This window comes from Halopelagius fulvigenes (assembly GCF_055398025.1).
In genome coordinates, this window is record NZ_AP043846.1 from 1144033 (window position 1) to 1168658 (window position 24626).

Annotated in this window: 26 protein-coding genes, 1 tRNA gene and 1 rRNA gene; 11 read left to right on the top strand and 17 right to left on the bottom strand. The window is 65.2% G+C overall.

Annotated elements, in window-relative coordinates; all coding sequences use genetic code 11:
* Window positions 1-49: 49 nt before the first annotated feature.
* The 3 genes from ACZ522_RS10500 to ACZ522_RS10510 form a co-directional block, all read right to left on the bottom strand.
* Complete coding sequence (locus ACZ522_RS10500; RefSeq protein WP_379692360.1) at window positions 50-619, bottom strand: DUF411 domain-containing protein; 570 nt, start codon at window positions 617-619, stop codon at window positions 50-52.
* 66 nt (window positions 620-685) lie between these two features.
* On the bottom strand, window positions 686-925 hold the full coding sequence (locus tag ACZ522_RS10505) for a cupredoxin domain-containing protein (protein ID WP_379692358.1): 240 nt from the start codon (window positions 923-925) through the stop codon (window positions 686-688).
* A gap of 529 nt (window positions 926-1454) precedes the next feature.
* Window positions 1455-2216, bottom strand: coding sequence for a cytochrome b family protein (locus ACZ522_RS10510; protein ID WP_379692356.1), 762 nt, complete (start codon window positions 2214-2216; stop codon window positions 1455-1457).
* Window positions 2217-2573: 357 nt separating this feature from the next.
* Here ACZ522_RS10510 and ACZ522_RS10515 point away from each other — a divergent pair, with 357 nt between their 5' ends.
* Both ACZ522_RS10515 and ACZ522_RS10520 read left to right on the top strand, forming a co-directional pair.
* Window positions 2574-3443, top strand: coding sequence for a DUF7351 domain-containing protein (locus tag ACZ522_RS10515; RefSeq protein WP_379692354.1), 870 nt, complete (start codon window positions 2574-2576; stop codon window positions 3441-3443).
* Window positions 3444-3767: 324 nt separating this feature from the next.
* Window positions 3768-4781 carry an alcohol dehydrogenase catalytic domain-containing protein gene (locus tag ACZ522_RS10520; protein ID WP_379692352.1) on the top strand — a complete coding sequence of 338 codons (1014 nt, stop codon included), beginning with the start codon at window positions 3768-3770 and terminating at the stop codon, window positions 4779-4781.
* Between the two features lie 358 nt (window positions 4782-5139).
* Here ACZ522_RS10520 and ACZ522_RS10525 read toward each other — a convergent pair whose 3' ends face one another.
* Together ACZ522_RS10525 and ACZ522_RS10530 are read right to left on the bottom strand one after the other, a co-directional pair.
* Window positions 5140-6168, bottom strand: coding sequence for an LLM class flavin-dependent oxidoreductase (locus ACZ522_RS10525; protein ID WP_379692350.1), 1029 nt, complete (start codon window positions 6166-6168; stop codon window positions 5140-5142).
* A gap of 2 nt (window positions 6169-6170) precedes the next feature.
* Entirely contained in the window at window positions 6171-7376 is a 1206-nt protein-coding gene (locus ACZ522_RS10530; protein ID WP_379692348.1) for an enolase C-terminal domain-like protein, read from the bottom strand.
* Window positions 7377-7557: 181 nt separating this feature from the next.
* Here ACZ522_RS10530 and ACZ522_RS10535 point away from each other — a divergent pair, with 181 nt between their 5' ends.
* Window positions 7558-8589, top strand: a complete 1032-nt coding sequence (locus tag ACZ522_RS10535) for a zinc-dependent alcohol dehydrogenase (protein ID WP_379692346.1) — start codon at window positions 7558-7560, stop codon at window positions 8587-8589.
* Window positions 8590-8601: 12 nt separating this feature from the next.
* On the opposite strand, the gene ACZ522_RS10540 is transcribed toward ACZ522_RS10535, so the two are convergent.
* The gene (locus ACZ522_RS10540) at window positions 8602-8907 is read right to left on the bottom strand and encodes an L-rhamnose mutarotase (protein WP_379692345.1); all 306 of its coding nucleotides are present in this window, start codon (window positions 8905-8907) and stop codon (window positions 8602-8604) included.
* A 78-nt stretch (window positions 8908-8985) separates the two neighbouring features.
* On the opposite strand from ACZ522_RS10540, the gene ACZ522_RS10545 reads away from it, so the two are divergent.
* Window positions 8986-9852, top strand: a complete 867-nt coding sequence (locus tag ACZ522_RS10545; RefSeq protein WP_379692344.1) for an amidohydrolase family protein — start codon at window positions 8986-8988, stop codon at window positions 9850-9852.
* 309 nt (window positions 9853-10161) lie between these two features.
* Window positions 10162-10926, top strand: a complete 765-nt coding sequence (locus ACZ522_RS10550; protein WP_379692343.1) for an IclR family transcriptional regulator — start codon at window positions 10162-10164, stop codon at window positions 10924-10926.
* A 545-nt stretch (window positions 10927-11471) separates the two neighbouring features.
* Here the strand turns inward: ACZ522_RS10550 and ACZ522_RS10555 are convergent.
* A complete protein-coding gene (locus ACZ522_RS10555) occupies window positions 11472-11717 on the bottom strand; it encodes a MarR family transcriptional regulator (RefSeq protein ID WP_379692341.1) in 246 nt (81 codons plus the stop codon).
* 421 nt (window positions 11718-12138) lie between these two features.
* Here ACZ522_RS10555 and ACZ522_RS10560 point away from each other — a divergent pair, with 421 nt between their 5' ends.
* A complete protein-coding gene (locus tag ACZ522_RS10560) occupies window positions 12139-13626 on the top strand; it encodes an aldehyde dehydrogenase family protein (RefSeq protein WP_379692340.1) in 1488 nt (495 codons plus the stop codon).
* A gap of 33 nt (window positions 13627-13659) precedes the next feature.
* On the opposite strand, the gene ACZ522_RS10565 is transcribed toward ACZ522_RS10560, so the two are convergent.
* The gene (locus tag ACZ522_RS10565) at window positions 13660-14277 is read right to left on the bottom strand and encodes a VOC family protein (protein ID WP_379692339.1); all 618 of its coding nucleotides are present in this window, start codon (window positions 14275-14277) and stop codon (window positions 13660-13662) included.
* Between the two features lie 173 nt (window positions 14278-14450).
* Here ACZ522_RS10565 and ACZ522_RS10570 point away from each other — a divergent pair, with 173 nt between their 5' ends.
* The 3 genes from ACZ522_RS10570 to ACZ522_RS10580 are packed head-to-tail and all read left to right on the top strand — an operon-like array spanning window position 14451 to window position 16556.
* Entirely contained in the window at window positions 14451-15428 is a 978-nt protein-coding gene (locus ACZ522_RS10570; RefSeq protein ID WP_379692338.1) for a VOC family protein, read from the top strand.
* Entirely contained in the window at window positions 15425-16078 is a 654-nt protein-coding gene (locus tag ACZ522_RS10575; protein ID WP_379692337.1) for an alpha/beta hydrolase, read from the top strand. Before ACZ522_RS10570 ends, ACZ522_RS10575 begins: the two co-directional genes overlap by 4 nt.
* Window positions 16079-16130: 52 nt before the next feature.
* On the top strand, window positions 16131-16556 hold the full coding sequence (locus tag ACZ522_RS10580; protein ID WP_379692336.1) for a Rieske (2Fe-2S) protein: 426 nt from the start codon (window positions 16131-16133) through the stop codon (window positions 16554-16556).
* 38 nt (window positions 16557-16594) lie between these two features.
* Here ACZ522_RS10580 and ACZ522_RS10585 read toward each other — a convergent pair whose 3' ends face one another.
* On the bottom strand, window positions 16595-16807 hold the full coding sequence (locus ACZ522_RS10585) for an HVO_2142 family zinc finger protein (protein ID WP_379692335.1): 213 nt from the start codon (window positions 16805-16807) through the stop codon (window positions 16595-16597).
* 106 nt (window positions 16808-16913) lie between these two features.
* Here ACZ522_RS10585 and ACZ522_RS10590 point away from each other — a divergent pair, with 106 nt between their 5' ends.
* Window positions 16914-17105: a hypothetical protein gene (locus ACZ522_RS10590; protein WP_379692334.1), complete on the top strand. Its 192-nt coding sequence runs from the start codon at window positions 16914-16916 to the stop codon at window positions 17103-17105.
* A 30-nt stretch (window positions 17106-17135) separates the two neighbouring features.
* Here ACZ522_RS10590 and ACZ522_RS10595 read toward each other — a convergent pair whose 3' ends face one another.
* Window positions 17136-18038, bottom strand: a complete 903-nt coding sequence (locus tag ACZ522_RS10595) for a metal-sulfur cluster assembly factor (RefSeq protein ID WP_379692333.1) — start codon at window positions 18036-18038, stop codon at window positions 17136-17138.
* A 1-nt stretch (window position 18039) separates the two neighbouring features.
* Window positions 18040-19125: an amidohydrolase family protein gene (locus ACZ522_RS10600; protein ID WP_379692332.1), complete on the bottom strand. Its 1086-nt coding sequence runs from the start codon at window positions 19123-19125 to the stop codon at window positions 18040-18042.
* Between the two features lie 134 nt (window positions 19126-19259).
* On the opposite strand from ACZ522_RS10600, the gene ACZ522_RS10605 reads away from it, so the two are divergent.
* Window positions 19260-20300, top strand: a complete 1041-nt coding sequence (locus tag ACZ522_RS10605) for an NAD(P)-dependent alcohol dehydrogenase (RefSeq protein ID WP_379692331.1) — start codon at window positions 19260-19262, stop codon at window positions 20298-20300.
* Between the two features lie 78 nt (window positions 20301-20378).
* Here ACZ522_RS10605 and ACZ522_RS10610 read toward each other — a convergent pair whose 3' ends face one another.
* The 6 genes from ACZ522_RS10610 to rrf form a co-directional block, all read right to left on the bottom strand.
* Window positions 20379-20756: a hypothetical protein gene (locus ACZ522_RS10610; RefSeq protein WP_379692330.1), complete on the bottom strand. Its 378-nt coding sequence runs from the start codon at window positions 20754-20756 to the stop codon at window positions 20379-20381.
* A 205-nt stretch (window positions 20757-20961) separates the two neighbouring features.
* Window positions 20962-21246 carry a translation initiation factor eIF-1A gene (eif1A, locus tag ACZ522_RS10615; protein WP_092531266.1) on the bottom strand — a complete coding sequence of 95 codons (285 nt, stop codon included), beginning with the start codon at window positions 21244-21246 and terminating at the stop codon, window positions 20962-20964.
* A 195-nt stretch (window positions 21247-21441) separates the two neighbouring features.
* Window positions 21442-22302: a hypothetical protein gene (locus tag ACZ522_RS10620; RefSeq protein ID WP_379692329.1), complete on the bottom strand. Its 861-nt coding sequence runs from the start codon at window positions 22300-22302 to the stop codon at window positions 21442-21444.
* A 539-nt stretch (window positions 22303-22841) separates the two neighbouring features.
* On the bottom strand, window positions 22842-23945 hold the full coding sequence (gene solA, locus ACZ522_RS10625) for an N-methyl-L-tryptophan oxidase (protein ID WP_464391821.1): 1104 nt from the start codon (window positions 23943-23945) through the stop codon (window positions 22842-22844).
* Between the two features lie 211 nt (window positions 23946-24156).
* Window positions 24157-24232, bottom strand: a tRNA-Cys gene (locus ACZ522_RS10630).
* A gap of 165 nt (window positions 24233-24397) precedes the next feature.
* Window positions 24398-24519, bottom strand: a 5S ribosomal RNA gene (rrf, locus tag ACZ522_RS10635).
* Between the last annotated feature and the right edge of the window lie 107 nt (window positions 24520-24626).

The window sequence follows — 24626 nt, forward strand, 5'->3', positions numbered from 1 at the left end:
CTCTTCCCCCGTCGTGGCCGAATGAGAATTCCTATCGACTTTGCACCGATCAGAGCTGCATAAATTCGCGGTAGGAACCGTCTGCAGAGGCGGCATAGATGACGAACTCCTCGGCCTTCTCACCCGGCATTCCGGGTGACCCACGAGGCATTCCCGGAAGTGCAATTCCGGCGATGTCGGGTTTCTCTTCCGCGAGCTTTCCGATAGCTTCCAGCGGGACGTGACCTTCTACGTAATAGTCCCCGATGTCCATAGTATGGCAGCTTTCGACGTCTCGCGGGACGTTGTACTTCTCCTTCGTCTTCGCGAGGTCGGAGGCTTCGACGACTTCGACGCTGCTGTCAGTCGCCGTTTCGAGGTACTTGGTGTACTCGAGGCAGCACGAACAGTTCGGGGCCTTGTATAACGTTGCAGTGTCGAGGGACGATGCAGCGGCGTTTCGGAACCGTTCGGCGTCGTCCCCCGCTCCGAAGTTGGCCGTGGAGTCGCTCCCTCCTAAACAACCGGCGAGGGCACCGATACTCGTGACACCGACCGCGGTGAGGAACGTTCGTCTACTGAATCTAGCGGGCTCTGGGGAGCCTCTGTCGTTTGATTGTCCGGGTGTCTTGTGGTTCATGTACTCTGGAAATGGTTCGGTCGGGTACTACTCGCAGACGGTTGGATACTAGCCGAGGGGCGGGTACTATTCATCGAGTTGCTTCAAGGCGTCCTTCGTTCGTGCATTGAGTTGAGAGAGCAACGTCTGCGCTTCTTCGGGGAGACCGTTCTGTGGTGGTGCGAGCGCTGGCTGCGTATCTACGCTCGGTTCGCCGACGATAACCCTTCCGACCATCGCTCGGTATTCGTGCGGGGTGCAGAAGTAGTCATAGACTCCCCCGTCCTCGAAAGAGCGCTCGAACGTCTTCCCGGGCTCGCTGAACATACCGCTGTCCCAGGGCGATGCGCCTTTCTGGGATCCGTAGCGGTTTGTCAACGTCGGGGTGGTAGGCTGTCGCCGTGTGGGCGCCGCTCTCGTTCGTCCAGGTGACGGTCCCGCCTTGTTCTATCCAGACGATGGACGGACCGAAGTGGTGTCCAGCATCGTTGGACCGCATCGCGACGTCTGCGTGAGCGACCGGCCCCTCGAGACGAGTATCCTCCTCGTGTGTGTGGTCGTGGTCTGACGTCGAGCTACTTTCGTGAGGATCGGAACCGCTAGTGGCGGCACCGAGACAGCCAGCGACACTCAGCATCCCACTCGCTAGCCGGAGGATCGTTCGTCGGTTCGGGTGTGTTCGTCCAGTTCTCATTCAATTACTCGTAGTGGGGGTTGCACGCACATACCCTCAGCGGTGTGATATGTTCTGGAGTACCAGGCTCCTTCGTTACTGGGGAATCCAGGCTCTGGTAGTCGAAGAGCCAATCGAAGGCTCTTCATGACATCCCATCCCGTCCTCCGGTCACGAGAGGGGTCACTTCGGCGGGCGGAGGCGGTAGTAGCGCTTGTTGAGGCCGTACATGTAGCCTTCGCGCATCGCCTTCAGCACCGGGTACGCGACGAGGGCCGCGACGGGCGGCAGGATGAACGTCATATCGAACAGTAGGTCCACGTTCATCGGCACGAGGTTCTTCGCGGAGTAGATGCTGAGAGTCAACGCGAAGGTGACGCCGCCGACCCCGACGGCCGCCCAGAACGGTTGCTCGACCGGCCGTCGCGCACTTCCCTTGTTCAGGAAGGGGACGATGGCGATGGCGCCGACGACGACGATGTTCGCGAGGACGCCGTACATCCGGTCGCCCATCAGCTTCTGCCCGCCGAGGACCGCCATTTCGGGGTTCAGCGGACCGAGCTTCAACAGGCCGAACGACCAGTAGAGGTACCAGTCCGGTAGGATGATGGCCGGCGTGGAACTGGGGTTCGCCGGCGCGCCGATGTGCGGCGGGAGCGTCGCCGCCAGAAACAGGATGATTCCGACGAAGAAACACGCGATAGAGAGGTTGCGGAGTATCTCGTGGGGCCACGTCGGAAAACCCAACACGTCGCGTTCGACGTAGTCGGACTCCCGCCGCAGATCCTCGTCCTCGCGGCGAGAGCGCTCGAAGTACTCGTACGTGAGTCGCGGGAGGCCCTGCGAGCGCTGTTTGCGCTCCCGCCACGTCGGCGTCTCTCCGTCGGGCGCGACGACGCCCGTCCCGTCGGTGCGCGCGTCTTCCTCGGGGGTGTCGTCGGTCATACTCGTTCGAGAGTCGCGGTCGGAGCGAACGAGTTCGCCACCCTCAGGTGGGAGCCTCGACGCGCGGTTCGTCCGCGGCGGACGGTCCGGGAGGCGGGACCCGGAGAGCGCCTTCCGCGACTCCTCGATTCGCTCGTCGCCCGATTGGTGGAGGGCACGGGGCGTCTATCGGGGGATTCGGGCATACTCGACATGACGGTGGGGTGAAATGTAAGCGTTCGCAGGGAAATTTTTCTGTTCGGAATATTACATATTCGCGGTCGAGCGTCTGGGGGTACCGAACGGCGGACCGGTTTCGGCCGTCGAGTCGGTGCGATATACGGAATACTAATGTAAATCGAGCGACCACTTCGCGTCGTGCCGGTCGACGGAATATCCGCCTCGGAACTCGACGACCTGTTCGGGTCCGTCGCCAACGAGCTCCGAATCGCGATTCTCCGGGAACTGTGGGACCAGTACGACGAACCGCTCTCGTTCACGGAACTTCAGTCGCGGGTCGGCGTCCGCGATTCGGGGCAGTTCAACTACCACCTGAGCGTACTCGTCCCGGAGTTCGTTCGGAAGACGGAGAGGGGGTACGTACTCACGCACACGGGGAGACAGACCATCGGCGCGGCCGTCTCAGGGCACTTTTCGACCGAAGACATCGAAGTCGACTCCGTTCCGGCGGGCGAGTGCATGTTCTGCGGCGAAGAGCTGACCGCTCGGTACGAGGGGGGCGACGTCGTCGTCGCCTGCGCGGCGTGTGAGAACCTGATAACGAAGATGCCGGTCCCTCCGGTGACCGTCGCCAACACGCCCCGCGAGGACCTTCCTCGGGTGTTCGGGAGGCACGTTCTGACGCTCGCACACCGGCTGAGTCGGGGGTTCTGTAAGCTCTGCCACGGCCGCGTGGATTCGACGCTCACCGTCCTCTCGGACGAGGAGTCCGTCGCGTATCGCTCGGCGCTCGACGTCAAGTTCGAGTGCCGGGCGTGCGGAGATCGGACGCACCTGAACGCGGGCGCGGTCGTCATGGACCACCCCGCGGTGACGTCGTTCCTGTTCGACTCCGGGATCGACCCGCGGGAGATGTACCCGTGGGAGCTACTACCGCTTCTGGACCCCGAGACGACGATCACGAGCGAAGACCCCCTCGAACTGGAGCTCACCGTTCGCATCGACGACGGAGCGCTGAAACTGACGCTCGACGAGTCCGCGAACGTCGTCGCGTACGAACGGCAGTAGGCCCGGGTACGCGCCCTCGCCCTCCGGACGGTACCGTTCGAGCACCGTTCGCGCGTCGCCCCACGAGACGGGCGGTTCGATGTCGTCGAGGGCGGCGTCGAACCCCGGCAGTCGGCCGCCGTGACGCTCCCGCCACGCCGGACGGCCGAGCACGCGGGCAACATCGCCGAGGTCTGACTCCGGACGGCGATTCGGGCCGGCGATCCGACCGAGACGCCGCCCGACGGGGGTCGCGACCGGCGCAGGAACGGAGACGGCGGCGACTGAGCGCCGACTGTAGAGCCGTCACCCACGGTTATGGGCCTGCGACCGGTGCGTGTACTCATGCGCGTTGCAGCGTTCGGCGAACTCACCGGACCGAACGGAGTGACCCTCACCGACCGACCGACGCCGGACCCCGAACCGGGGGAGGCCGTCGTGGACGTGGAGGCCTGTTCCATCAACCGACACGACCTCTGGATACTGGAGGGCGACTCCGCGATGGTCGATGCCGACGACCTGCCGTTCGTCAGCGGACTGGACGTCGCCGGCGTCGTAGACGAGGTGGGCGAGGGCGTGACCGGCGTCGAGGCGGGGGACCGCGTCGTCCTCTGCCCGAACGAGACCTGCGGCGTCTGCCGGTTCTGCCGAGAGGGGCCGGAGAACCGCTGCGAGAACTTCTCGCTGTACCACGGCGGCCTCGCGGAGGCGGCGCGCGTCGACGCCGACCGCCTGATTCCGCTCCCGGAGTCGGTCTCCGCGGCGGAGGCGGCGGCCCTCCCGACGGCGTACGTGACCGCCTACCACATGCTCCGCCGGGCGGACGTCTCGCCCGCGGACCTCGTGTTCGTCCCCGGCGCGACCGGCGGCGTCGGCGTCGCCAGCGTCCAACTCGCGGACGTTCTCGGGGCGCGGACTATCGGCACCTCCTCCTCGGCGTCGAAACTCGACCGCCTCGACGAACTGGGACTCGACCACGCCGTCGAGGGGACCGACCCCGACGAACTCCGCGAGGCGGTGACGGAAATCGGCCGCCCGGACGCGGTGATGAACCACCTCGGCGGCCCCTACACCGGACTCGGGTTGGACGTGCTCCGCCGCGCCGGCACGATGGTCGTCTGCGGGCGCACCGCGGGCGGCACCTCGGAGATAGACGTCCCCGATCTGTTCCTCGGACAGAAGCGCATCGTCGGGAGTACGATGGGCACGCAGACCGACTTGGAGCGGTTGGTCGAACTCGTCGCCGACGGCGAACTCTCCCCGGAGATAGACGAGACGTACCCGCTGGAGGCGACCGACGACGCCTTCGCCGCGATGCGGGACCGCGAGAGCGTCGGGAAGATACTCGTCACCCCCTGATCGAACCGGCCCGAACCCGCTCTCGAACCGCGTTCCGCCTCCGTCAATAGTCCAATTTTTTCCGTCTCGTGGGAGAGCGTCGGATTCGTCCGGCTTGAGGTAGAGAGGAACGGTTCACCGGAATGTATCCATTACGAGGGCCAGATAGCGCAGATAAGCGAACACTCTAGCATCAGCCTTCGGTTCGTCTCCGTCCGAGAATATCTGGACCTCAGTTCGGTCCATGCGTAGGATACTCCGTTTTATCACCATATTTCACATATACTAAACTCGTAATATTCTCCACGTCAAAAACGAAATAAGTTAGATTAACCTCGGCCGTTCGACGGGTTCTGCGGAACCCGTCCGTACCCTCGCCTCAGTCGAACTGCGGAATCACTTCGTCGGCGAACAGTTCCATCCCGTCGGTGTCCGGGAAGTCCACGAACCAACCTTGGAACTTCGTCACGCCGGCGTCGATGCGCCGTTCGATGGCCTCGGCGCACTCCTCGGGGGTGCCCATGACGAAGAACTCGCGGGCGTCCGCCTCCGTCTCGATGTTCGCTTGGTCCTGATACTCCTCTTCGAACTGGATGGGGAGCATCAGGTCGAGGAGACGGTCGAGTTTCTCCTCGTCGCGGGTGCAGATGACGTGGCCGTCCCACGAGTAGATGATGTCGTCGGGGTCCCTGCCGACCGTCTCGCAGTGGTCCTCGATGACGCTTATCTTGTGCTCCAACGTCTCCACGTCGCCGTTGAACACGTCCGTGTTCCACACGTCGGCGTGCTTGGCGACCAACTTGAGCGTCACGTCCTCGCCCTGTCCGCCGACGAGTATCGGCGGGTGGGGATCCTGCACCGGCGACGGAGAGCAGTACGCGTCCTCGATGTGGTAGTGGTCGCCGTCGAAACTCGCGCCGTCGCTTCCGGCGTCCCACATCCGCTTCATCAGGCGGATGGACTCGTCCAACCGCATCAGTCGCTCGAACCCGCCGCGGTACTCCCACCCGTAGGCGTCGTACTCGGGTTCGTGCCACCCCGCGCCGAGTCCGAGTTCGAGTCGCCCGCCGCTTATCACGTCGAGCGTGGCGGCCATCTTCGCCACCAAGGCGGGGTTCCGGTAGTCGTTACAGAGGACGAGCGAACCGACGTTGATGTCGTCGGTGAAGCCCGCAATCGCGCTCAGGAGCGTCCAACACTCGTACTCGGCGTGGTCGCGGCCGAGCATCAGGTGGTCCGGGGCCCACGCCGCGTCGAAGCCGAGTTCCTCCGCCGTCTCCACGCCCATCTTCGTCGTCTCCCAATCGAGCGTCTCGTAGGACGGCGTGTCGCGGTGGACGGGGTCGGTTCCCGACTCCGGCGCGCCCGCGAACACCGGCACGTTGTACTCGAAGCTGATGTCCGACATGGTCACTCCACGGCGAAGTGCTCGAGCGCTTCGCGGTTGAGTTCCGCGCTCAGACCGACCCCCTCCGGCAGCGGGATAACCCCGCCCTCTGCGTTCGGCGGATGCTGGTAGATGGCGTCGGCGTACGTCGATTCTTTCTCTCCCTGTTGCTCCTTGTACCACTCGGGGATGGGGAAGTACTCCGCCATCGGGGAGTTCGCGGAGGCGGCGATGAAGTGCAGGTGCGGGTTCGTCCCCGAGTGCGGGATTATCGGCACGTCGCGCGCACTCGCCATCGCGTCGACGCGCAGCAGTTCGGTCAACCCACCCATGCGGTGGACGTCGGGTTGGAGGATGTCGACCGCCTCCTTCTCCAGCATTTCCTTGTACCCCCAGCGGGTGAACTCGTGTTCGCCGCCCGAGATGGGCACGTCCGACGACGCGCGGACTTCCGCGTAGCCGTCTAAGTCGTCGGGGATGACGGGCTCTTCAACCCACTCCATGTCGTACTTCTCCAACCGCCCGAGCATCTTCTTCGCGTAGCGGACCGTCCACCCCATGTACGCGTCGCCCGCTATCGCGATATCGTGGCCGACGGCGTCACGCACCGTCTTCACTATCTCCTCGTTCTTCTTCATTCCCTCCCGGCCAGCCTCGGGGCCGTGCTGGAACCGCAGCTTCATTGCGTCGAAGCCCTCTTCGGCGTACTCCAGCGCTTCCCGTTCGAGCGTGTCGAGGTCGACAGGGTGGAGGTTGCTCGCGTACGCGGGAATTTCGTCCTGCACCGGCCCGCCGAGCAACTCGTAGACGGGCTTGTCCGCCTCCTTACCGACAATGTCCCATAGCGCTAAATCTACTGCGCTGATGGCCTCTATCGCCGCGCCCTTCCGCCCGAACGGGATGGTCGCGCGGTACATCATGTCCCACAGTCGCTCTCTCTGTCTCGGGTCTTCGCCGACGACGAGCTTTGAGAGCGTCTCCTCGACGATGGTAGCGATGGCACCGGTCGCCCAGTTGCCGTGCCCGACGCCCGTGATGCCGGCGTCCGTCTCGACTTCGACCACCACGTCGCCGACCGGACCCATCCACTTGCGGCGGGCCTGCGGGTTGTCGCCCTCGGCGTTGTTGTACTCCTCGAACTTACTCATCACGGTGACGAGTGGGAACTCGACGAACTCGCCCCACGACTCGGTGCTGACCTTCGTAACGGAGATGTCGGTGATTTCCATGGATACTACTGGCCGGAAACTCTCTCGGCCCTTGCTCGAATGGACAGAGAACGGAAGTATAAATGTTTGTGCGGCCGCGGCGGCGGGCGCTCTTCCGCTCGGCGGCTCGTCCTAACATATAATACGTCGGCCCCGAATCATGTTTCGAACGCTCCGCCGCCGACGAGCGTTCCGTCTACCAATGAAAGCTATCGTTCAGACCGGACCCGAAGCGGTCGAGGTCCAACAACGCGAGCGCCCGGTACCGAACTCCGAAGAAGTCCTCGTCCGCGTCCACGCCGCGGGACTCTGCGGAAGCGACGCCCACGCCTACCGCTACGAGGGCGGGTACGAGTGGATACCCATCCCGCGCGTCATGGGCCACGAGTACGCGGGCGTCGTCGAGGGCGTCGGCGACGACGTGGAGGACTTCGAAGTCGGAGAGAAAGTCGTCGAGGAGCCGATTCACGACTGCGGCCACTGCTTTCAGTGCAAGAACGGCCAGCCGAACGTCTGCCAGAACTTCTCCATCACCGGCATGCACCGCGACGGAGCGTACACCGAGTACGTGACCGTTCGCCCGGAGCACCTCCACGCCGTCCCCGCGGACGTCCCCCTCGCGCACGCCGCCATAACGGAACCGACGAGTATCGCCGCCCGCGCCGTCCTCGACCGGTCGGTGACGACGCCGGGCGACAACGTCCTCGTCGAGGGGCCGGGGCCGATAGGCGTCCTCACCGCGTGTATCGCCGATTCGCTGGGCGCGAACGTCCTCGTGTCGGGCCTCGGACGCGACACCGACTACCGCCTGCCTCTCCTCGAAGAACTCGGCATCGCGACGCTCAACTTGGACGACGCCGACTTGGAAGCCGAGACGGAGTCGTTCACCGACGGCCTCGGGTTCGACGTGGTGTTCGACACGACTGGTCACAAGTCGGGCGTCGAGACGGCCGCCGAACGCGTCCGGAAGGGCGGACAGATAGTCGTCGTCGGCCTCCCCGGCGAGGAGAGCGCCCTCTTCTTGACACCCCTCGTCCGGAGCGAGGTGGACCTTAACACCTCGTACGGCTCGACGTGGAGGAACTTCGAACAGGCGCTTCGACTCATGGACAACGGCGCGATAGACCCGGCGGCCATCGTGGACGACTCCTACTCCGTGGACGACCCGACGGGCGCGTTCGAGGCGTTTCTGGACTCCGAGACGTGCAAGCCGGTGTTCACGTTCGCGGAGTAACCCGCGCCGCACCTACTTCATCCGGTACACCTCGTCCATCCAGATGTCGTCCTCGCCGTCTTCGAGGATGGGGTCCATCACCTCGTTCCAGTCCGACTGGGCCTTGCTCGACTCCATCACCCGTCGAATCGTCTCTCTGTCTTCGAGCTCCATGTAGCCGAAGACGTGGCCGTCCTTCTCGAAGACGCTGTACGCCTCCAGACCCGCGCCGGAGGTGAGGTACGCCTCCTCCAACGCCTCGGGGACGTTCCGGTGTTTCTCTCGGTACGCTTCTCGCTTCCCATCCGCTATCTCCAGGTGAAACGCGATGCGCTCCATGATATCACATCGCCCGACCCCTACAAATCGATTTCGCCGAGGAATAATTTATGGGACGCCGGAGTGTTCCCTCGAACGATGGTCATAGACAGCCACACGCACGCGTGGGGGCATCCGAGTCGCGACCACCCGTGGGTGAACGGCGACATCGTGGACCTCGTGGAGACGTTCGACGTGGACGCCGTATACACCGCCGAGAAGTTGCTCGACGACATGGACGAGGCGGGCGTGGACGAAGCCGTCGTCGTCGGCTACCCCATCTGCGAGTGGACGGACAACTGGTACACCGTGAAGGCGGCGACGGAGTACGACCGCCTCAGCGGTATCGTGATGGTGGACCAGTTCGCCGACGGCGCGGCCGAGAGACTGCGGGACCTGATGTCGAACGACGGGATACTCGGCTTCCGACTCGGCGCGATCTGCCCGTACGACCGGATGTGGGAGACGTTCGACCCCTCCGTCGAGTGGCTTCGGGAGGCCCGAGAGGAGACGGCGTTTTGGGAGGCCGCCCGCGAGACGGACGCCGCGGTGCAGATACTCGCCCACGTCGAGCAACTCGACCAAGTGGTCGAACTCGTCGAGGCGTACCCCGAATTGACGTACCTGATAGACCACTTCTCGCACGCCGACCCGAACGAGTCCCCCGACGAGTCGGCGTTTGCGCGGTACGCCGAGCTCGCGGAGTACGACACCGTCTACGCGAAGGTGTCGGAGGTTCAACACCGGTCGGAGGAGTCGTTTCCCTACGAGGATATGCACGACCACCTGCGGTGGCTTCTCGAACGGTTCGGCAGGGAACGCCTCGTCTGGGGCGCGGACTATCCGAACGTCAGCGACGAAGCGACGTACGAGGAGTGTCTAACGTGGTTAGAACGGGTGGACGGACTCAGCGACAAGGACAGGAAGTGGCTCACCGGACGGGCCTTCGAACGAGCGACGAAGTAGTCAGACCGTCACCTCTTCTGCGCTGTCCGTATCGCTCGTCTCGGCGTCGAGGCGGCCCTTGATGAGTCGTTCAGTCTCCCTCCGAAGAGGTAGACGTGTTCGGACTCGTTCGAGGGCTGGAGAAGTAAACTGTGGCGGCGCGTCGTCTCCCTCCGGAGACGCGGTTTCCGTCCGGTATTACCCGAGAGCGGATAACACCGCAGAAGGCGACGCAGGGCGGTCGAACGACCCGACGAGAGTGGTTGTCCCCGAAATCCCCCGTCCGATACTGCCAAACATTTATGCCCTCACTGTCAACATATCTCAGTCATGGCCACGACAGACCGACTCCGGGTGAAATCCGCGGGGACGATGTTCGCCGTCGTCGACGCGTTGCAGGAGCTCGACCACCCGAGCGTCGCCGAAGTCGCAGACCGCGTGGGCGTGCCGAAGAGCACGGCCCACGACCACCTGAGCACGTTGGAGGAACTGGACTTCGTCGTCAAGGAGGCGGAGGGGTACCGAATCGGCGCGCGGTTCCTCGAGTACGGGGGGTACGCCCGCGAGAACATGAAGGTGTACCGCGTGGCGCGTCCGGTCGTCAAGCGACTCGCCGAGGAGACGGGCGAACACGCGAACCTGATGATAGAGGAACACGGCCTCGGCGTCTTCCTCTACAAGGCGAAAGGCGAGGACGCCGTCACCCTCGACACCAGACCCGGGATGCGCGTCCCCCTCCAGACGACGGCGCTCGGAAAGACGATTCTCGCGCACATGCCGCGGAGCGAGGTGGAGGAGATTATCGAGGAACACGGGATGCCGAAAGTCACCGAGAAGACGGTCACCGACCCCGACGTCCTGTTCGAGGAACTGGCGGAGGTGAGAGAACGGGGGTACGCGACGGACGACGAGGAACGCGTCGCCGGGATGCGGTGCATCGCCGCGCCGGTGCTGAGTCAGAGCGACGAGGTTCTCGGCGCTGTCAGCGTCTCCGGTCCGATGAGTCGGATGAACGACGAACGTTACCAGGACGACATCCCCCGGAGCGTCAAAAGCGCGGCCAACGTCATCGAAGTCAACATGACGTACTCGTAGCGGTCGGTATTACCGGACGGCCCGGCTGATGCGTTCGTCTCCGCTCTCATCACCTCTCACGTCCGTTTTCTCGAATCAGACCGAGCGTTCGACCGGCATCCGTCCGGCTATCCCGGACACCGTCGGAGGTGGGTCGCCGTTACACTCGTAATCCTGTAACGGCCACGGCGGCGACGCGGGACCGTCCGCCGGCGGATTCGGCCTCTCGTCTCCTCCACAGCCGATCCCAACCGCCACATTGTGCAATTAATATTGTGACTACCGTTCTAGCCATCTCTGTCGATGCCGGGCTTATACCCAGCATCTCGCCTGATATCGGCCGACTAGACTCAACCCATCTCGTCTGCGGCACGAAAATTATCCTCGGTATTAATAACCGAATATCGCGTATAGGTTCATTTCATCGCCTCTACTCTCACTCGTGTCTGAATAGATGGCCATCCATCACAAATAAAATTAATTATACCTACTACTTTAATATCGAGTGTGAACAGCGAACGCTCAGTCGGCGTCGCAGAGGCAGATGGGAGCCCTCGGCGGGAGCGTCACTCCGCGTTCGCCGTCGTGGAATACACCCGCTTTCTGGCGTCGTGGAGGCAGATGTCCTTGCTCACCAGGTCGGCTCGTTCCAACTGGTCGAGGGCGTTTCGGACGGTTCGGGCCGACAGCTGCGTCCGTTCGACGAGTTCGCTCTGAGTCAGCGGCGACTCCCGTTGGAGCAGAACGTACGCGAGCTTCGCACTCGGGGTCAAGTCGCCGAAACCGTTCGCGTTCGATGTCGTGTGAGCCATGGCGGTTGAAACGTGTCTCCTTGAGAGAGCCAGTCGAAGGACGGACGTCACCGCCGAGCGACCCGGTGTCGAGGGCCGCAAAGGGAGCCGTACCGGGCGTCGAGTCGGCGAGTTCCGCGCTCCGTCCGTGCGTACGTTCGGTACGAACTACCGCTACTTATCTATTCCTTGGCACGAGGGTAACCGGGTGACACCGCCGTCACCACACCGAAAGAGAGTCCCGCGTGCGTACGCAGCGCAACGTTTCGGCCGGAAACCGCTGGTCGGATTCGGCGTACGGGTCGGACGGAGAGCGCCCGAACGGTCCGGGATCGGATAGGAGCGGTGGCCGAACACGGGCTGATCTAAGTCTATCGGTAAGCGAGGTTTCCTCGCATTGGTCGCTCGGCTTTGGTCGCGGAGGACGTAGTGAGGAGTCCACATGGTAGACATCTCGGTAGACGCCGACTGGAACTCGCTGTACATCGACGGATCGTGGACCGACTCGGCGGGCGAGGAGACGATAGAGAACGAGGACCCCTCAACGCGCGAGGCGTTCGCGCGCGTCCCCGCGGGCGTAGAAGCCGACGTGGACGCCGCCTACGAGGCGGCCGCCGAGGCGCAGAAGGAGTGGGCGGACGCACCGCCCGCCCGACGGCAACGGGTCGTCCAGGATGCGCTCGGCGTCCTGCAGGAGAACCGCGAGGAGGTCATCGAGCTGCTGGAGTACGAGGCGGGCGGCGGGAAGATCATGGGCGAGACGTCCGTCCAAATCGCCTCCGACCACCTCGGCGAGGCGGCGACGCTCCCCGTCCGGATGAAGGGCGAACACGCCCAGTCGAACGTCCCAGGCAAGGAGAACATCGTCAAGCGAATCCCGAAGGGCGTCGTCACGGTCATCTCGCCGTGGAACTTCCCGCTCAACCTCTCGATGCGCGCCGTCGCGCCCGCCATCGCCACCGGGAACGCGGTGGTGATCAAGCCGGCGACGAACACGCCCATCGTGGGCGGCCTCCTCTTGGCGAAACTGTTCGAGGAGGCGGGCCTCCCCGAAGGCGTCCTCAACGTCGTCACCGGCCACGGGTCCGACATCGGCGACGCCGTCGCCGGCCACCCCGAGAGCGACATGGTGGCGTTCACCGGTTCGACGCCCGTCGGCCGACAGGTGGCCGCCACCGCCGCGGGGAACCTCGCGGTGCAGGCGATGGAACTCGGCGGCAACAACGCCCACGTCGTCACCGACGACGCCGACCTGGACCGCGCCATCGACGGCGCGGTGTTCGGGTCGTTCGTCCACCAGGGGCAGGTGTGCATCTCCATCAACCGCCACGTGGTTCACGAGGACGTCTACGACGAGTACGTCGAGAGGCTGACCGAACGCGCCGAGGAACTCACGGTCGGAAGCGCCCACGACGAGGACACCATCGTCGGCCCCATCATCTCCGAGTCCCAACGCGACGAGATGCTCGGGTACGTCGAGGAGACGGTGGACGCGGGCGCGACGCTGGAAACCGGCGGCGGAATCGCGGAGTTAGACGACGTGGACGACTCCCTCGTCGTCGAACCGACGGTGCTGTCGGGCGTGACCAACGACATGCCCGCCGCGTGTAACGAGCACTTCGGCCCCATCGCGCCGGTCATCCCCTTCTCGGACGTGGACGAGGCGGTCGAAATCGCCAACGGAACCGAGTACGGCCTCTCGGGGTCCGTCCACGCCGGCGACTTCGACACGGCGATGGACATCGCAGACCGGATGCAGACGGGCCACGTCCACATCGACGACCAGCCCATCAACGACGAGGCGCACATCCCCTTCAGCGGTACCGCCGCCTCGGGGATGGGTGGGTACAACAGCGAGACGATGCTCCACGAAGTCACCGAGACGAAGTGGATATCGCTCCAGCGAGAGCCCAGAGACTACCCGTTCTGAAGCGGGCGGGTCGGAGGCGGAAGCGCCGCGCCCTCACTCGACGCCGCCGACGCCGGCGTCGGCGTCCGGCAGGTCGTACGGCGTGGCGTCCAAGCCGAGTTCTTCGAGGGCGGCCGCGAGGTGTTCGTCCTTCGCGTAGTCCGCGCCGTCTTCCTCGCGGAGTCGTTGCGCGGTGGCGAGGACGTCCGCGCGCCGGTCGTCGGGGATGTCGTACTTGTCCGTCGAGAGTTCGATGACGAGGCCGTTGTTGTCCTGCGTGTAGATGGAGTGGAAGATTCCCCGGTCGAAGACGTTGTACCCGCGGCCGGCCTCGTCTAACGCCTCCATCACCTCCTCGTATCGTTCGGGGTCCACGCCGAAACAGAGGTGGTGCACCGCGCCGACGGTGCCGCGTTGGCCGCGGGGGTTCGACGGCCGGTCGCCGACGAAGAACGTCAGGATGCGGCCGTCGCCGGTGTCGAAGAACAGGTGCGTCTGGGAGGGGTCGTCGAGGTTCGGTTGCCGGAGGACAAGCCGCATCCCCAGCAGGTCGCGGTAGAACGCGAGGGTGTCCGCCTCGTTGCTCCCCCAGACGGTGATGTGGTCCGTGCCGGTGGTTCGGAAGGCGCTATCGGGGTACTCCGCCGTCACCGGCGGCGCGTCGTCGCTCATACCTCTCATTCTTCGCCGGTGCGGATAAGGACTCGCGGACGCGGACGCCACCCGGTGACATCGGTGTAATCGCCGGATGCAGTCCCCCTCGCGGACGCCGGTTACGCTCGCGTCCGCGGGTGACGCCGACGCCCCGAACGGGCTTATTGCGCGCCGGGGCGTACGTTCCGAGAGTGCTCTCCGACACACCCGGCGTCCACCACGTCTCGGTCGTCACGGGCGACCCCCAGCGGACGGTGGATTTCTACACCGAGGTTCTCGGTCTTCGGTTCGTCCTCCGGACCGTGAACTTCGAGGACAAGTTCGTCTACCACCTCTACTTCGGCGATAGTGAGGGACGCCCCGGCACCGTCCTCACGACGTTCGCGTACCCCGCGGACGTCGAAGGGCGAAGCGGTCGGCCTGGCATCCCGTCGGTGCAGTTCGCGGTACCGCCGGGTTCGCTCGGCGCGTGGGCCGATCGACTGGCGGAGCGAGATATCGACTCCGAGGGGCCGAGCGAACGCTTCGGCGAACGACTCCTGTCGCTCTCGGACCCCGACGGAACCCGGATCGAACTGGTCGAGGACGACGCGGGCGGAATCGGAGGCGGCGACGACGCCGAGAACGGGAGCGACGGCGGCGACTCGTGGACGGGTTCCGTCCCCGCCGACGCGGCGGTTCGCGGCGTCCGCGGCGTCTCGGTGCGCTCTACGAGTCCGTACGTCACCGCGAGCCTCCTGCAGACGTTCGGGTTCGAACTCGTCGCAGAGGCGGAGGACGCCGTCCGATACCGCCTCCCGGCGGGGCGGGAGTCCGTCGTGGACCTCCGTCTGGACGACGCGCCGTACGGCCGGGAGGGCCGCGGGTCGATACACCACGTCGCCTTCGGCGTCGGGGGCGAGGCCGAACTCCACGAGTGGCGCGAGTTGCTGGCGGACCGGGACTTCGACGTCTCGCGCGTGAAAGATCGGAACTTCTTCCACTCGCTGTACGTCCGCGACCCCGGCGGAATGCTCTTCGAACTCGCCACCGAACGGCCCGGACTCGGCGTGAACGCGACCGACGACGCCCCTGGCGCGTCGCTTCGCCTGCCGTCGTGGTTGGAGGAGGACCGCGAGATGATCCAGTCGCAACTGCCGACGCTCACCTCGCCGGAGGAGAACCGGTGAGCGACGGCGGCCCGCACGACGGCCAACCGATAGAGGTGGCCGGCGCGCCACGGGCGGCGACGACGGCGGCGGTGGTGATGCTCCCCGGGAGAGGCGACTCGCCGCGGCGCTTCCTGCGCCTCGCCGAGGAGTTCCACCACCGCGGCATCGCCTACCTCGCGCCCGAACCGTCCGGGAAGGCGTGGTACCCCGGTCCGATGGACGACCCGCCCGAGGCGAAGGAACCGTGGCTCTCCTCCGCGTTCGGCCTCGTCGCCCGCGCACTCGACGAGGCGACGGAGGCGGGCGCGCCGCCCGAACGGACCGTCCTCCTCGGCTTCTCGCAGGGCGCGTGCGTCGCCGCCGAGTTCGCCGCGGCGCGCCCGCGGCGGTACGGCGGCCTCGCCGTCCTCGCGGGCGGTCTGTTCGGACCCGACCCCGCGGCCCGAGAGTTCGGGGGGTCGCTAGCGGGGACGCCGACGTACCTCGGATGCGGCGACGACGACCCGCGCGTCGCGCCCGAACGGGTCCGCGCGTCGGCGGCGGCGTTCCGACGCCTCGACGCCGACGTGACCGACGAGGTGTCCGCGGGACTCGGCCACGCCATCGGCGACGACCAGATGGCGGCGGTGCGTGGGCTAGTCGGCGGCGTCGCGGGCGAAGCGAGATAACACCGCAGTTCGCCGCCGGACGTTTAGGCAGCGGGCGAGACGTTACCTTACCGTGTCAGAGCGAACGCGACTCACGACGGTGGAGGACGTACACGAGAACGACTCGTGGCTGTTCACCGTCCGAGACGAGTACGGCGAGCGAGACGAAGCGATTCTCCTCCCCTGCGAGGACGGGGTCGAAGCGTGGATAAACCGGTGCATGCACCAACCGCAACGCCTCGACAGGGGGTTCGGGGCGGCCGTCCGCGACGGTGAAGTCGTCTGCCCGAGACACGGGTCGGGGTTCGACACCTGCTCGGGATACTGCGACAACGGAGAGGCCGAAGGGACGACGCTCGTGGACGTGGAAGTCGCCGTCGAGGACGGAGCGGTGTACCTCGACGACCGGAGTTACACCTTCGACCACGAGGGCGGCATCGACGACGAGGACGGCGACGGAGACGACGGGCCGAGTTCGAGTTCGCACATCTCGTTTTGAGCGTCGGGCCGCGGACGCGCCGGGAGGCGGACTCTCGGTCAGTCCGCGCCGGACGCCGAACCGTCGCGCTCCCCGTCGCAGACCTGCGCCTCCTCGACGGCCGAGACGCCGACGAACCTGTCGCGGCGGTACCGGCAGTGCTCGCAGAAGAACTGCGCGTAACCGGCCGACTGTGTGCCACTGAACAGCATCTCCTCGCCGCAGTCCGGGCACCACTCCCGCGGGACGGCGGGCGGACGTTCGATACTCATACACGTCAGAATATGACATAGGCTATCATCCTTTCGGTCCGATTATCACCGAGTGCGACCGGAGCGCGGCGTAACGTATCTATGTTCATAGTTACCACATACCACTATGACGAGAGAGACGCGGTGCCTTCGGTGCAGTACCACGTTCGACTACGACGACGGCGAGTGTCCGTCGTGCGGATGGAGCAGCAGCGAGTTCCGAGAACGCGGACGATACGGTCTCTCGCGGACGACCCACGGCGAACCGGACGCCGACGGGAGTGAGAGGACGGCGACGGGACCGGACGCCGACGGGTGAGAGAGACGGCGACGGGAGTCGTCCCCCACCTCAGTCGTCGCGGGCGAGTTCCTTCCGTCGCGCCTCGTGGAGGGCGTCGCAGACGCCGCCCTGCCCGTCCATGTTGACGCTGGCGAGTCTCGCCCGCCGGTGGACGAGTTCGGCGCGTTCGGGGGGTATCGGGTCGCCCTCTGGCGTCCGGAACACCCTGTCGTCACCGTCGCGAGACTCCGTCTCGCGGGCTGACGAGTTTCGCTCGTCGGCGTCGTCGAACAGACTGACGTCGTCCGCCTTGCGGAGGTACCGGACCAACGGCGCGGAGGGTACTTCGACGCCCACCGACCGGTCCCGGAGGTAGACGGCCATCCGCCCCTCCGACGGCAACGGTTCGAGGTCACCGCGCGTCACCTCGGCCACCTGTTCGTGTCGGAGTCCGGCGTCCAAGAGGGCCTCGACGGCGTCGTACTGCCGGGCGACGCGCGCCTTCGAGTCGAGGGTGGCGCGCACCTCGGCGACGCCGCCCTCCGCGTCGGGGAACGAGTCGGCGAACGACCGCCCGCCGTTGACCCCCTCGTTCACCTCCGTCTCGTGCATGTGTTCCCGCAGGCGGACGGTGCACTCCGCGACGCCCGCCATCGACTCCACGGCGTCGCGGGCGTCACTCGCCATCATCCACGCGAACGCGGGCGAACACCACGCCGTCGGAAGCGTGAACTCGACGATGACGCGCGCGCCCGAGTCGCCGGAGTCGCGAGACGCGGTCTCGCGGTCCGCCGAGGATTCGTCGGCGGACTCGATTCGCACCTCGTCGACGTAGTCGAGTTCGACGATGGAGCGGTCGAGTTCGGGGTCCGTCACCGTGTCGAGTGCCGCGCGGACGGCGTCTCCGGTCGGTGTGTTCGGCGCGCGCCGGGGCGCCGACTCCGCCGTCTCGTCCTCGCTATCGACCGACATCTCAGTCGTCCGCCGAGGCGGTACCGCCCTGTTCGTAGTGCGTCTGGAGGCCGTACTCCTCGGTTATCGCGTCGTCGGCGAACTGCTTTTTCTTCTCCTCGATGTCGATGTCGTACAGTTCGGCGGCGTTGCCGCCCATTATCTTCCGCATGACGCTGGGGGTGAGTTCGACGCCGTACTCGTCTCTCTGTTCCTCCGTGAGTTCGGCGTTCATCACCGTCTCGACCAACCAGTCGGGGTTCCAGAGGGCGTAGTCGCTCCCGAAGAGGATGCGGTCCTCGCCCAACCAGTAGAGCAGTTCGCCCATTATCTCGCCGAACTTCCGCGGGCGATTCTGCGCCATCGGCGCGGCGACGGCGAGTCCGCCGTAGACGTTCGGTTCCTGCGCCGCGATCCAACAGAAGTCGTCGAGTCGCGGCAGGCCGACGTGTTCGACGACGAAGTTCAGTTCCGGGAACGAGGTGGCGGCGTCGTCCACGTCGGCCACGTCGAAGGCGTCGCGGTTCAACGGCCGGATGGTCGGCCCCTTGTGCGGGTGGATGTTGTCGATGCCGAGTTCGACGCACTTCTCTAAGTACTCGAACGCCGCGTCGCTATCGAGTCGCCACCCCTTCGAGTCGTCCATCCACTCGGCGGTGTACAGTTTCACCCCCCGGATGTCGTACTCCTCCTTCTGCCGTTCGAGTTCGCGGAGTCCCTCCTCGCCCTCCCGCGGGTCGAACCGACCGTTGACGATGAATCGCTCGGCGTGGTCCTCGGCGAACGCCGCGTTGTCGTCGACGGTGTTGAACCCCTCCTCGTAGAACTCTTCGAGGTGGGTCGGTTGGAATATGCCCATATCGACCATGCCGTTGCCGAACAGGTCGTCCAACATCCGCTCTTTCGAGTACTTCCGGTACTCTTCGAGCGTCCACTCCCGGTCCGCCGGCGTGAACCCGGTGTGGTAGTCGTAGAAGCAGCGAATGAACTCCTCGCCACCCTCGTGGACGATGTTCTCCTCGCTCGCGTCCCAAAAGTGGATGTGCGAGTCGATGACGAACACGTCGTCTTCGTTCTCCCAGCGTCCTTCTCCGGTGCCTCTGTACATCGTGCTAGTGGTTGACGTGCGTCACGATATAACGATTATGTGTATTAATTATGCATATAAATAACGCAATTACCGACTCGGCTAGGTCTTTTACAAACATTTATTGCAATTACCGTGGCATTTCGTAGCATACCATGCAAGCCGCACGCCTACACGAGTACACGGAGGAGATGGAGAACGCCCTACAGATAGACGAGATAGACAGGCCCGAGGCGACGCGGTCGGACCACATCGTCGTCGAGGTGGAGGGCGCGGGGTGGTGCCAGACGGACAACCACATCATCGAGGGGATGTGGACGGACTACGTGGACCAGGACCTGCCGATGACCCTCGGCCACGAGAACGCCGGGAAGGTGGTCGAGGTCGGACCGGAGGTCAGGACCGTCGAGGAGGGCGACAAGGTCATCTGCCACCCGGTGATGACCTGCGGGGTCTGTCGGCAGTGCCGCCTCGGCAACGACATGTACTGCGTCGACTTGGAGTTCCCCGGCCTGACCACCGACGGCGGGTTCGCCGAGTACCTCCTCACGAACGAACGGGCGGTTATCCCCCTCCCGGACGAGGTGGACACGACGGACATCGCGCCGCACGCCGACGCGGGCATCACGGCGTACCACGCGGTCAAGAAGGCCGCGAACGAACTGAACGCCGGCGACCACGCCGTCGTCATCGGCATCGGCGGACTCGGCCACATCGGCCTGCAGTGCTTGGAGGCGATGACCGCCGCGGAGATTACCGCACTCGACATCAAAGCGGAGGCCCGCGAACTCGCCGCCGACCTCGGCGCACACCACACGCTCGACCCGACGGGGCAGAACGTCGAAGAGGAGATTCTCGCCATCACCGACGGCCGGGGGGCAGAGCAGATAATCGACTTCGTCGGCGCGGACGAGACGACGGCGCTCGGTCCGAAAATCGCCGGCTCCGGCGGCGACCACCACGTCGTCGGCTACGGCGGCCACGTCCACGAACCGTCGCAGACGCTGGTCGACGGGGAGTTCAGTTACGTCGGAACGCTCGTCGGCGAGTACACCGAACTGCAGGAACTGGTCCGGTTGGTCGAACGCGGCGACGTCGAACTCCGAACCTCGCAGTACGACCTCGGGGACATCAACACCGTCGCCGAACGACTCGAACACAACGAAATCGAGGGCCGCGCGGTCATCACGCCGTAACGACCCGCGGCCGTCGAGGCGGTGCGCCGGCGGGACGGACGGACGACCCCCGGGACGGACGACCGACGGCCGCCCGACTCACTCGAAGTTGGCGGACGCCTCGGGGTCGTGAACCGTCTCGGTCTCCTCCTCGTGTTGCAGGACGACGCTGTGGCGCGTGTGGCGCGCGTGCGTCTTCGACCACCGGCGGGCCGGTCCCTCCGAGAGGAACTCCTCGCCCTCCCGGCAGTTCTGACAGTCGGCTACCCACGGCCGTACGTCGTCGGGGAAGTGGCCCGTGTGTCGCATGTGGTCGAGGGCGAACTGTTCGAATGACTGGTTTCCGACCTGCATCTCGTCGAGTTCGTACGCTAACGACCACTCGCGGTCGCAGATGGTACAGGAGACCGTCGGCGCGTCGTCCACGTCCTCGGGCGACGCGCGCGCGTCGAAGTCGTCGTCGGGATTGTCGGACACACCTGCGCGTAGAACGCCCAGCCTCTTTTATCCGACCGCCGACGCCGGCGCTGATACCGACGCCGACACCGGGGACGAGGACAGAAGGCCTGAGGCGCGGCGTGACCGCACCGCTCGGGATGCGGTCGCTCGGAGGTCGGGGTGAAAATCCCTCGTGCGGGACATTCTCGCCTCACGACGCCGTGCCGCGAGATCGAAGAAAGAATTACTGAATGTGGCCTTCGGCGCGCAGTTGCTCTGCGTCTTCGCTCGAATACCGCCACTCGATGTTCGCCTTCTCGTCCTGCCAGGACCACGGTTCGACGAGTACCACGTCGTCCTCGTTTATCCAGTTGCGGTACTTCATCCGACCGGGAATCCGGCCGAGACGAGTTTCGCCGTCCGCGCATCGGACGCGCACGTGGTTTCCACCCAGGTGCTGCGTCACGACGGCGAACATCTCGTCGTCGTTGGGCATTCGGAGGTTCCGACGCCCTGATTCTTCGCTCACATCCCTAGTTGGTAACGTAGACGTTTAACTTGTGGGAGACGAATGGTACCGATTGGCATGTTCGACAGGTCGAATCGAACGCGGCGGCGGATGCGGTGAACGCGGGCGTCAGACGGGGACACCCGCGAGTCGGGAGACGGCGCGGGCGGTGGTGATGCGGAAAATCGAGAGGTCGGTCGCCGCGGGGGGCGACGTTCAGTACCGCGAGGGGAGGAACGCGAGAGCGACGAGCAGAACCGCGACGGAGCCACAGAGGATGACGATTCCCCACAGGCCGTTCTCCTGCGTGTGGAAGGTCGTTATCTCCTCCTCCTGAGCGCGGTAGCTCTCGAAGTTCTGCGTCAACTGGAGCGTCTTGTTGTTCTCGAAGTGCGCCAGGTACGTCTGGTTGCTGAGCGTCACGTTACTACCGCTTGAGACGTCGATGGTGTTCGTCCGCGGGGCCGTCCACGTCACCTCGACGCCGCTTTGGGTCACGTTAGCGACGTTCGTCTGGTTGCCCTGATACTGGAGCGTGTCGCCCTCGGACACCTGTCGCGTCTGCGGGGCGGGGAAGTACTCGCTCGCGGGGACGAGCATCGTGTTCCCGTCCTGATTCTGGACGACGACGTACTCCTCACCGTTCCGCGTCACCGTCTCGTTGTCGGCGTTGGGGTCCTGCTGGAGGATGGTGGTTCGATTGACGTCCTCTCGGAGCGTGAACTGCGAGGGGTCCGACTGGTTGGGGACGAGGACGGTCCAGTTACTGCTTCCGACCGCCACGGAGGTGTTGTTCGACCACGTCTCGGTGTACTCCGCGGACTGTTCGGTGTACGTTATTGTGGCCGACCGCGAGAGGGAGGCGCCGCCGCCGTGGCCGCCGCCCTCCATGCTCGCGGAGAGTTCACTCACGTTGTACGTCTGCCCGTCGACTCGGAACGTGTCGCCCTGCGAGACCGAGTACTTGGGGTTCTGGAACTGTACTTCGGGCGTCTGTGCGGTCGCGATGAGCGAGTACGACGCCGCACCGATGACTAAGAAGAACGCGACGTAGACAGCCGCGGCACGTCGTTGCATAGTTCGAGCATGGGATACGCGGGGTATAACGGTTACCGTTTCGCGGGACTCGCGTTCGAACGCCGTACCAGTTTGCGTCGGATCCGGATACTTAGAATCGAGAATGACTGTCCGCGTTGTTACGACCGACCCGAACCACCGGGGACGGTGGTTCTGTGCCGAGGGCGCGTGTTTCGACGGGTCTCGGGCGCGAACTCCCGAACAGGGCCGATTTCGCTCGTGGTGGCGATTCCGGGGTCGGAGTCGCCGCGCAGGTCCCGGCGGACCGACTGCAGATACCGAGCGTCCTCTTTCCCGTCCTCGCGGGGGTAGCCGTCGGCCCAGCGGGACCCATCGGGCGTCCATCGGCGAGTGAGACGGGAGCCTCCCGGACGGAGTGTTGGTCGCACTCGTCAGCCGAGACGGCGAGTCCCCGGTTCCCGGGTCCCGGGTCCGCCCTCACACTCCGTTGCGGCGACCACCTGGCGTTCGTCGAGCGGCAGGAGGCCGTCCGCGAGGCCATCGAACGCTGTCATCCGGGACTCCGCGGCTGAGTTCGGCTAGCCGTCTCGCGCCCGGTCGAACCGGTCCAACCGAAACAGGTCGATGTCGTGGTCCGTCCCCCCGTCCGTCGCGAGGTCAGCGAGGACTTCGCCGACGGCACTGGCGAACTTGAATCCGTGACCGGAGAAGCCGGCGCCGACCGTGATTCGCGGGTCGTCGGGGAGCGTATCGAGGACGAAGTGGTGGTCCGGCGTGTTCGTGAACATGCAGGTGGCGAGCCGCATCGTCGGCCCCGCGCCGTCGGGGAAGTAGCGCCTCGCGTACGCTCTGAGCATCTCCTCGTCCCCCCGGCGCGGTTCCCGGTCCATCGCGTCGGGGTCCACCTCCTCCCCGAAGTGGTTGAACTTCCCGAACTTGAAGCTGGGCACGTCGTACCGGGGGAAGCCGTAGTAGTGACCGTCGTCCGCGGCGTGGACGAACACCGGAAAGTTCGACGCCTCGAACCGCTCGGGTTCCGTCGGGCGAAGCCACGCGAGCACCTGCCGTTCGGGAACCGCGAGTTCGGTGAGTTCGGGGAGGAGCTTCCGCGCCCACGCGCCCGCGGTGACGACGACGTCGTCCGCCTCGTACGTTCCCTTGTCGGTGGTGACGCGCACCCCGTCGGAGAGGGACGCCAAATCGGCGACGGTCTCTCGGGCGCGAATCTCCGCACCCGCCGCCTGCGCCGCCTCGACGTGCGCGATGATGCACTGTTCGGGGACGAGAAAGCCGCCGTCGGGTTGATACACCGCGCGGTGGTGGTCCGGCAGGTCGTACCCCGGGAACCTGTCGTTCAGTTCGTCCGCCGAGAGCACTTCGTGGTCGATGCCGTGTTCCTCGCAGGACCGCACTGACCCCGCGAACACTTCGCTGTCTTCGGGGCCGGCGTCGATGCCGCCGGTGACGTGCAGCAGTTCTCGCCCCGTCCGGTCCTCCAACTCCCGCCAGAGGTCGTACGCTCGACGGACGAGAGGGACGTACGCGGGGTCCTCGTACTGCGCCTTGCGGATGATGCGCGTCACCCCGTGCGAGGAACCCATCTCGTGCGGAACGTCGTACCGCTCTATCCCGAGGACGTCCAGTCCCCGGTCCGCGAGGTGGAACGCCGTCGCACTCCCCATGCCGCCGACGCCGACGACGATACAGTCGTAGCGGTCTGTCACGGTTCCTACAGCGCGTTCGGTCGCAAAGTAAATTCTCCCGGGGACTCCCTCTCCCGGATTCGGTTCTCGCTGGTGCGTTCGGAGACTGCGAGCAGGACTCCTCGACGAACGGAGCGCGTCGCTCGGACGGTCGGAAAGATACGGAGTTTACTTGGAGCGGAAAATTGGAAGCCAAGGGCCGGATTTGAACCGGCGATGGGCGGCTCTGCAGGCCGCTGCGTTCGGCCGGACTCTGCCACCTTGGCGCAGGTAATCGTATTCCCGTCTCGCGCTTAAGCCTAGCGGTCTTCGGTACGCGAGTCGGTCGGGTGAGGGTGATCTCCGCGACGCTCTCGTGTCTCTGTATCGTCCCGTTCGAAATGACCGAGGCCCACTCTCAGAGAGAGTGGGCCTCGGTATGGAAGTATGAGTGGAGGCGGCGAATCGGATTTCCCAGAGGCTCGCGCACTCCAGTACTGACCGAAACGCGAGTGGGCTTAACTTCCGTGTTCGGGATGGGTACGGGTGTAGCCCCACTGCTGTGGCCGCCTTAACGCCGAGCAACGGAGTCGAACCGTTGTTCACCAATCTCGGTGGTTCTTCTTCGACCGTATGTTCGTGCAATCCAGTTAACGCCTGAACCCGCTTCATCGGGACTGT

Coding starts and splice junctions, on each gene's coding strand:
- ACZ522_RS10500 (WP_379692360.1), bottom strand. CDS start 619: ATGAACCACAAGACACCCGGACAATCAAACGACAGAGGCTCCCCAGAG.
- ACZ522_RS10505 (WP_379692358.1), bottom strand. CDS start 925: ATGTTCAGCGAGCCCGGGAAGACGTTCGAGCGCTCTTTCGAGGACGGG.
- ACZ522_RS10510 (WP_379692356.1), bottom strand. CDS start 2,216: ATGACCGACGACACCCCCGAGGAAGACGCGCGCACCGACGGGACGGGC.
- ACZ522_RS10520 (WP_379692352.1), top strand. CDS start 3,768: ATGCGCGTTGCAGCGTTCGGCGAACTCACCGGACCGAACGGAGTGACC.
- ACZ522_RS10525 (WP_379692350.1), bottom strand. CDS start 6,168: ATGTCGGACATCAGCTTCGAGTACAACGTGCCGGTGTTCGCGGGCGCG.
- ACZ522_RS10530 (WP_379692348.1), bottom strand. CDS start 7,376: ATGGAAATCACCGACATCTCCGTTACGAAGGTCAGCACCGAGTCGTGG.
- ACZ522_RS10535 (WP_379692346.1), top strand. CDS start 7,558: ATGAAAGCTATCGTTCAGACCGGACCCGAAGCGGTCGAGGTCCAACAA.
- ACZ522_RS10540 (WP_379692345.1), bottom strand. CDS start 8,907: ATGGAGCGCATCGCGTTTCACCTGGAGATAGCGGATGGGAAGCGAGAA.
- ACZ522_RS10545 (WP_379692344.1), top strand. CDS start 8,986: ATGGTCATAGACAGCCACACGCACGCGTGGGGGCATCCGAGTCGCGAC.
- ACZ522_RS10550 (WP_379692343.1), top strand. CDS start 10,162: ATGGCCACGACAGACCGACTCCGGGTGAAATCCGCGGGGACGATGTTC.
- ACZ522_RS10555 (WP_379692341.1), bottom strand. CDS start 11,717: ATGGCTCACACGACATCGAACGCGAACGGTTTCGGCGACTTGACCCCG.
- ACZ522_RS10560 (WP_379692340.1), top strand. CDS start 12,139: ATGGTAGACATCTCGGTAGACGCCGACTGGAACTCGCTGTACATCGAC.
- ACZ522_RS10565 (WP_379692339.1), bottom strand. CDS start 14,277: ATGAGCGACGACGCGCCGCCGGTGACGGCGGAGTACCCCGATAGCGCC.
- ACZ522_RS10585 (WP_379692335.1), bottom strand. CDS start 16,807: ATGAGTATCGAACGTCCGCCCGCCGTCCCGCGGGAGTGGTGCCCGGAC.
- ACZ522_RS10590 (WP_379692334.1), top strand. CDS start 16,914: ATGACGAGAGAGACGCGGTGCCTTCGGTGCAGTACCACGTTCGACTAC.
- ACZ522_RS10595 (WP_379692333.1), bottom strand. CDS start 18,038: ATGTCGGTCGATAGCGAGGACGAGACGGCGGAGTCGGCGCCCCGGCGC.
- ACZ522_RS10600 (WP_379692332.1), bottom strand. CDS start 19,125: ATGTACAGAGGCACCGGAGAAGGACGCTGGGAGAACGAAGACGACGTG.
- ACZ522_RS10605 (WP_379692331.1), top strand. CDS start 19,260: ATGCAAGCCGCACGCCTACACGAGTACACGGAGGAGATGGAGAACGCC.
- ACZ522_RS10620 (WP_379692329.1), bottom strand. CDS start 22,302: ATGCAACGACGTGCCGCGGCTGTCTACGTCGCGTTCTTCTTAGTCATC.
- solA (WP_464391821.1), bottom strand. CDS start 23,945: ATGGGGAGTGCGACGGCGTTCCACCTCGCGGACCGGGGACTGGACGTC.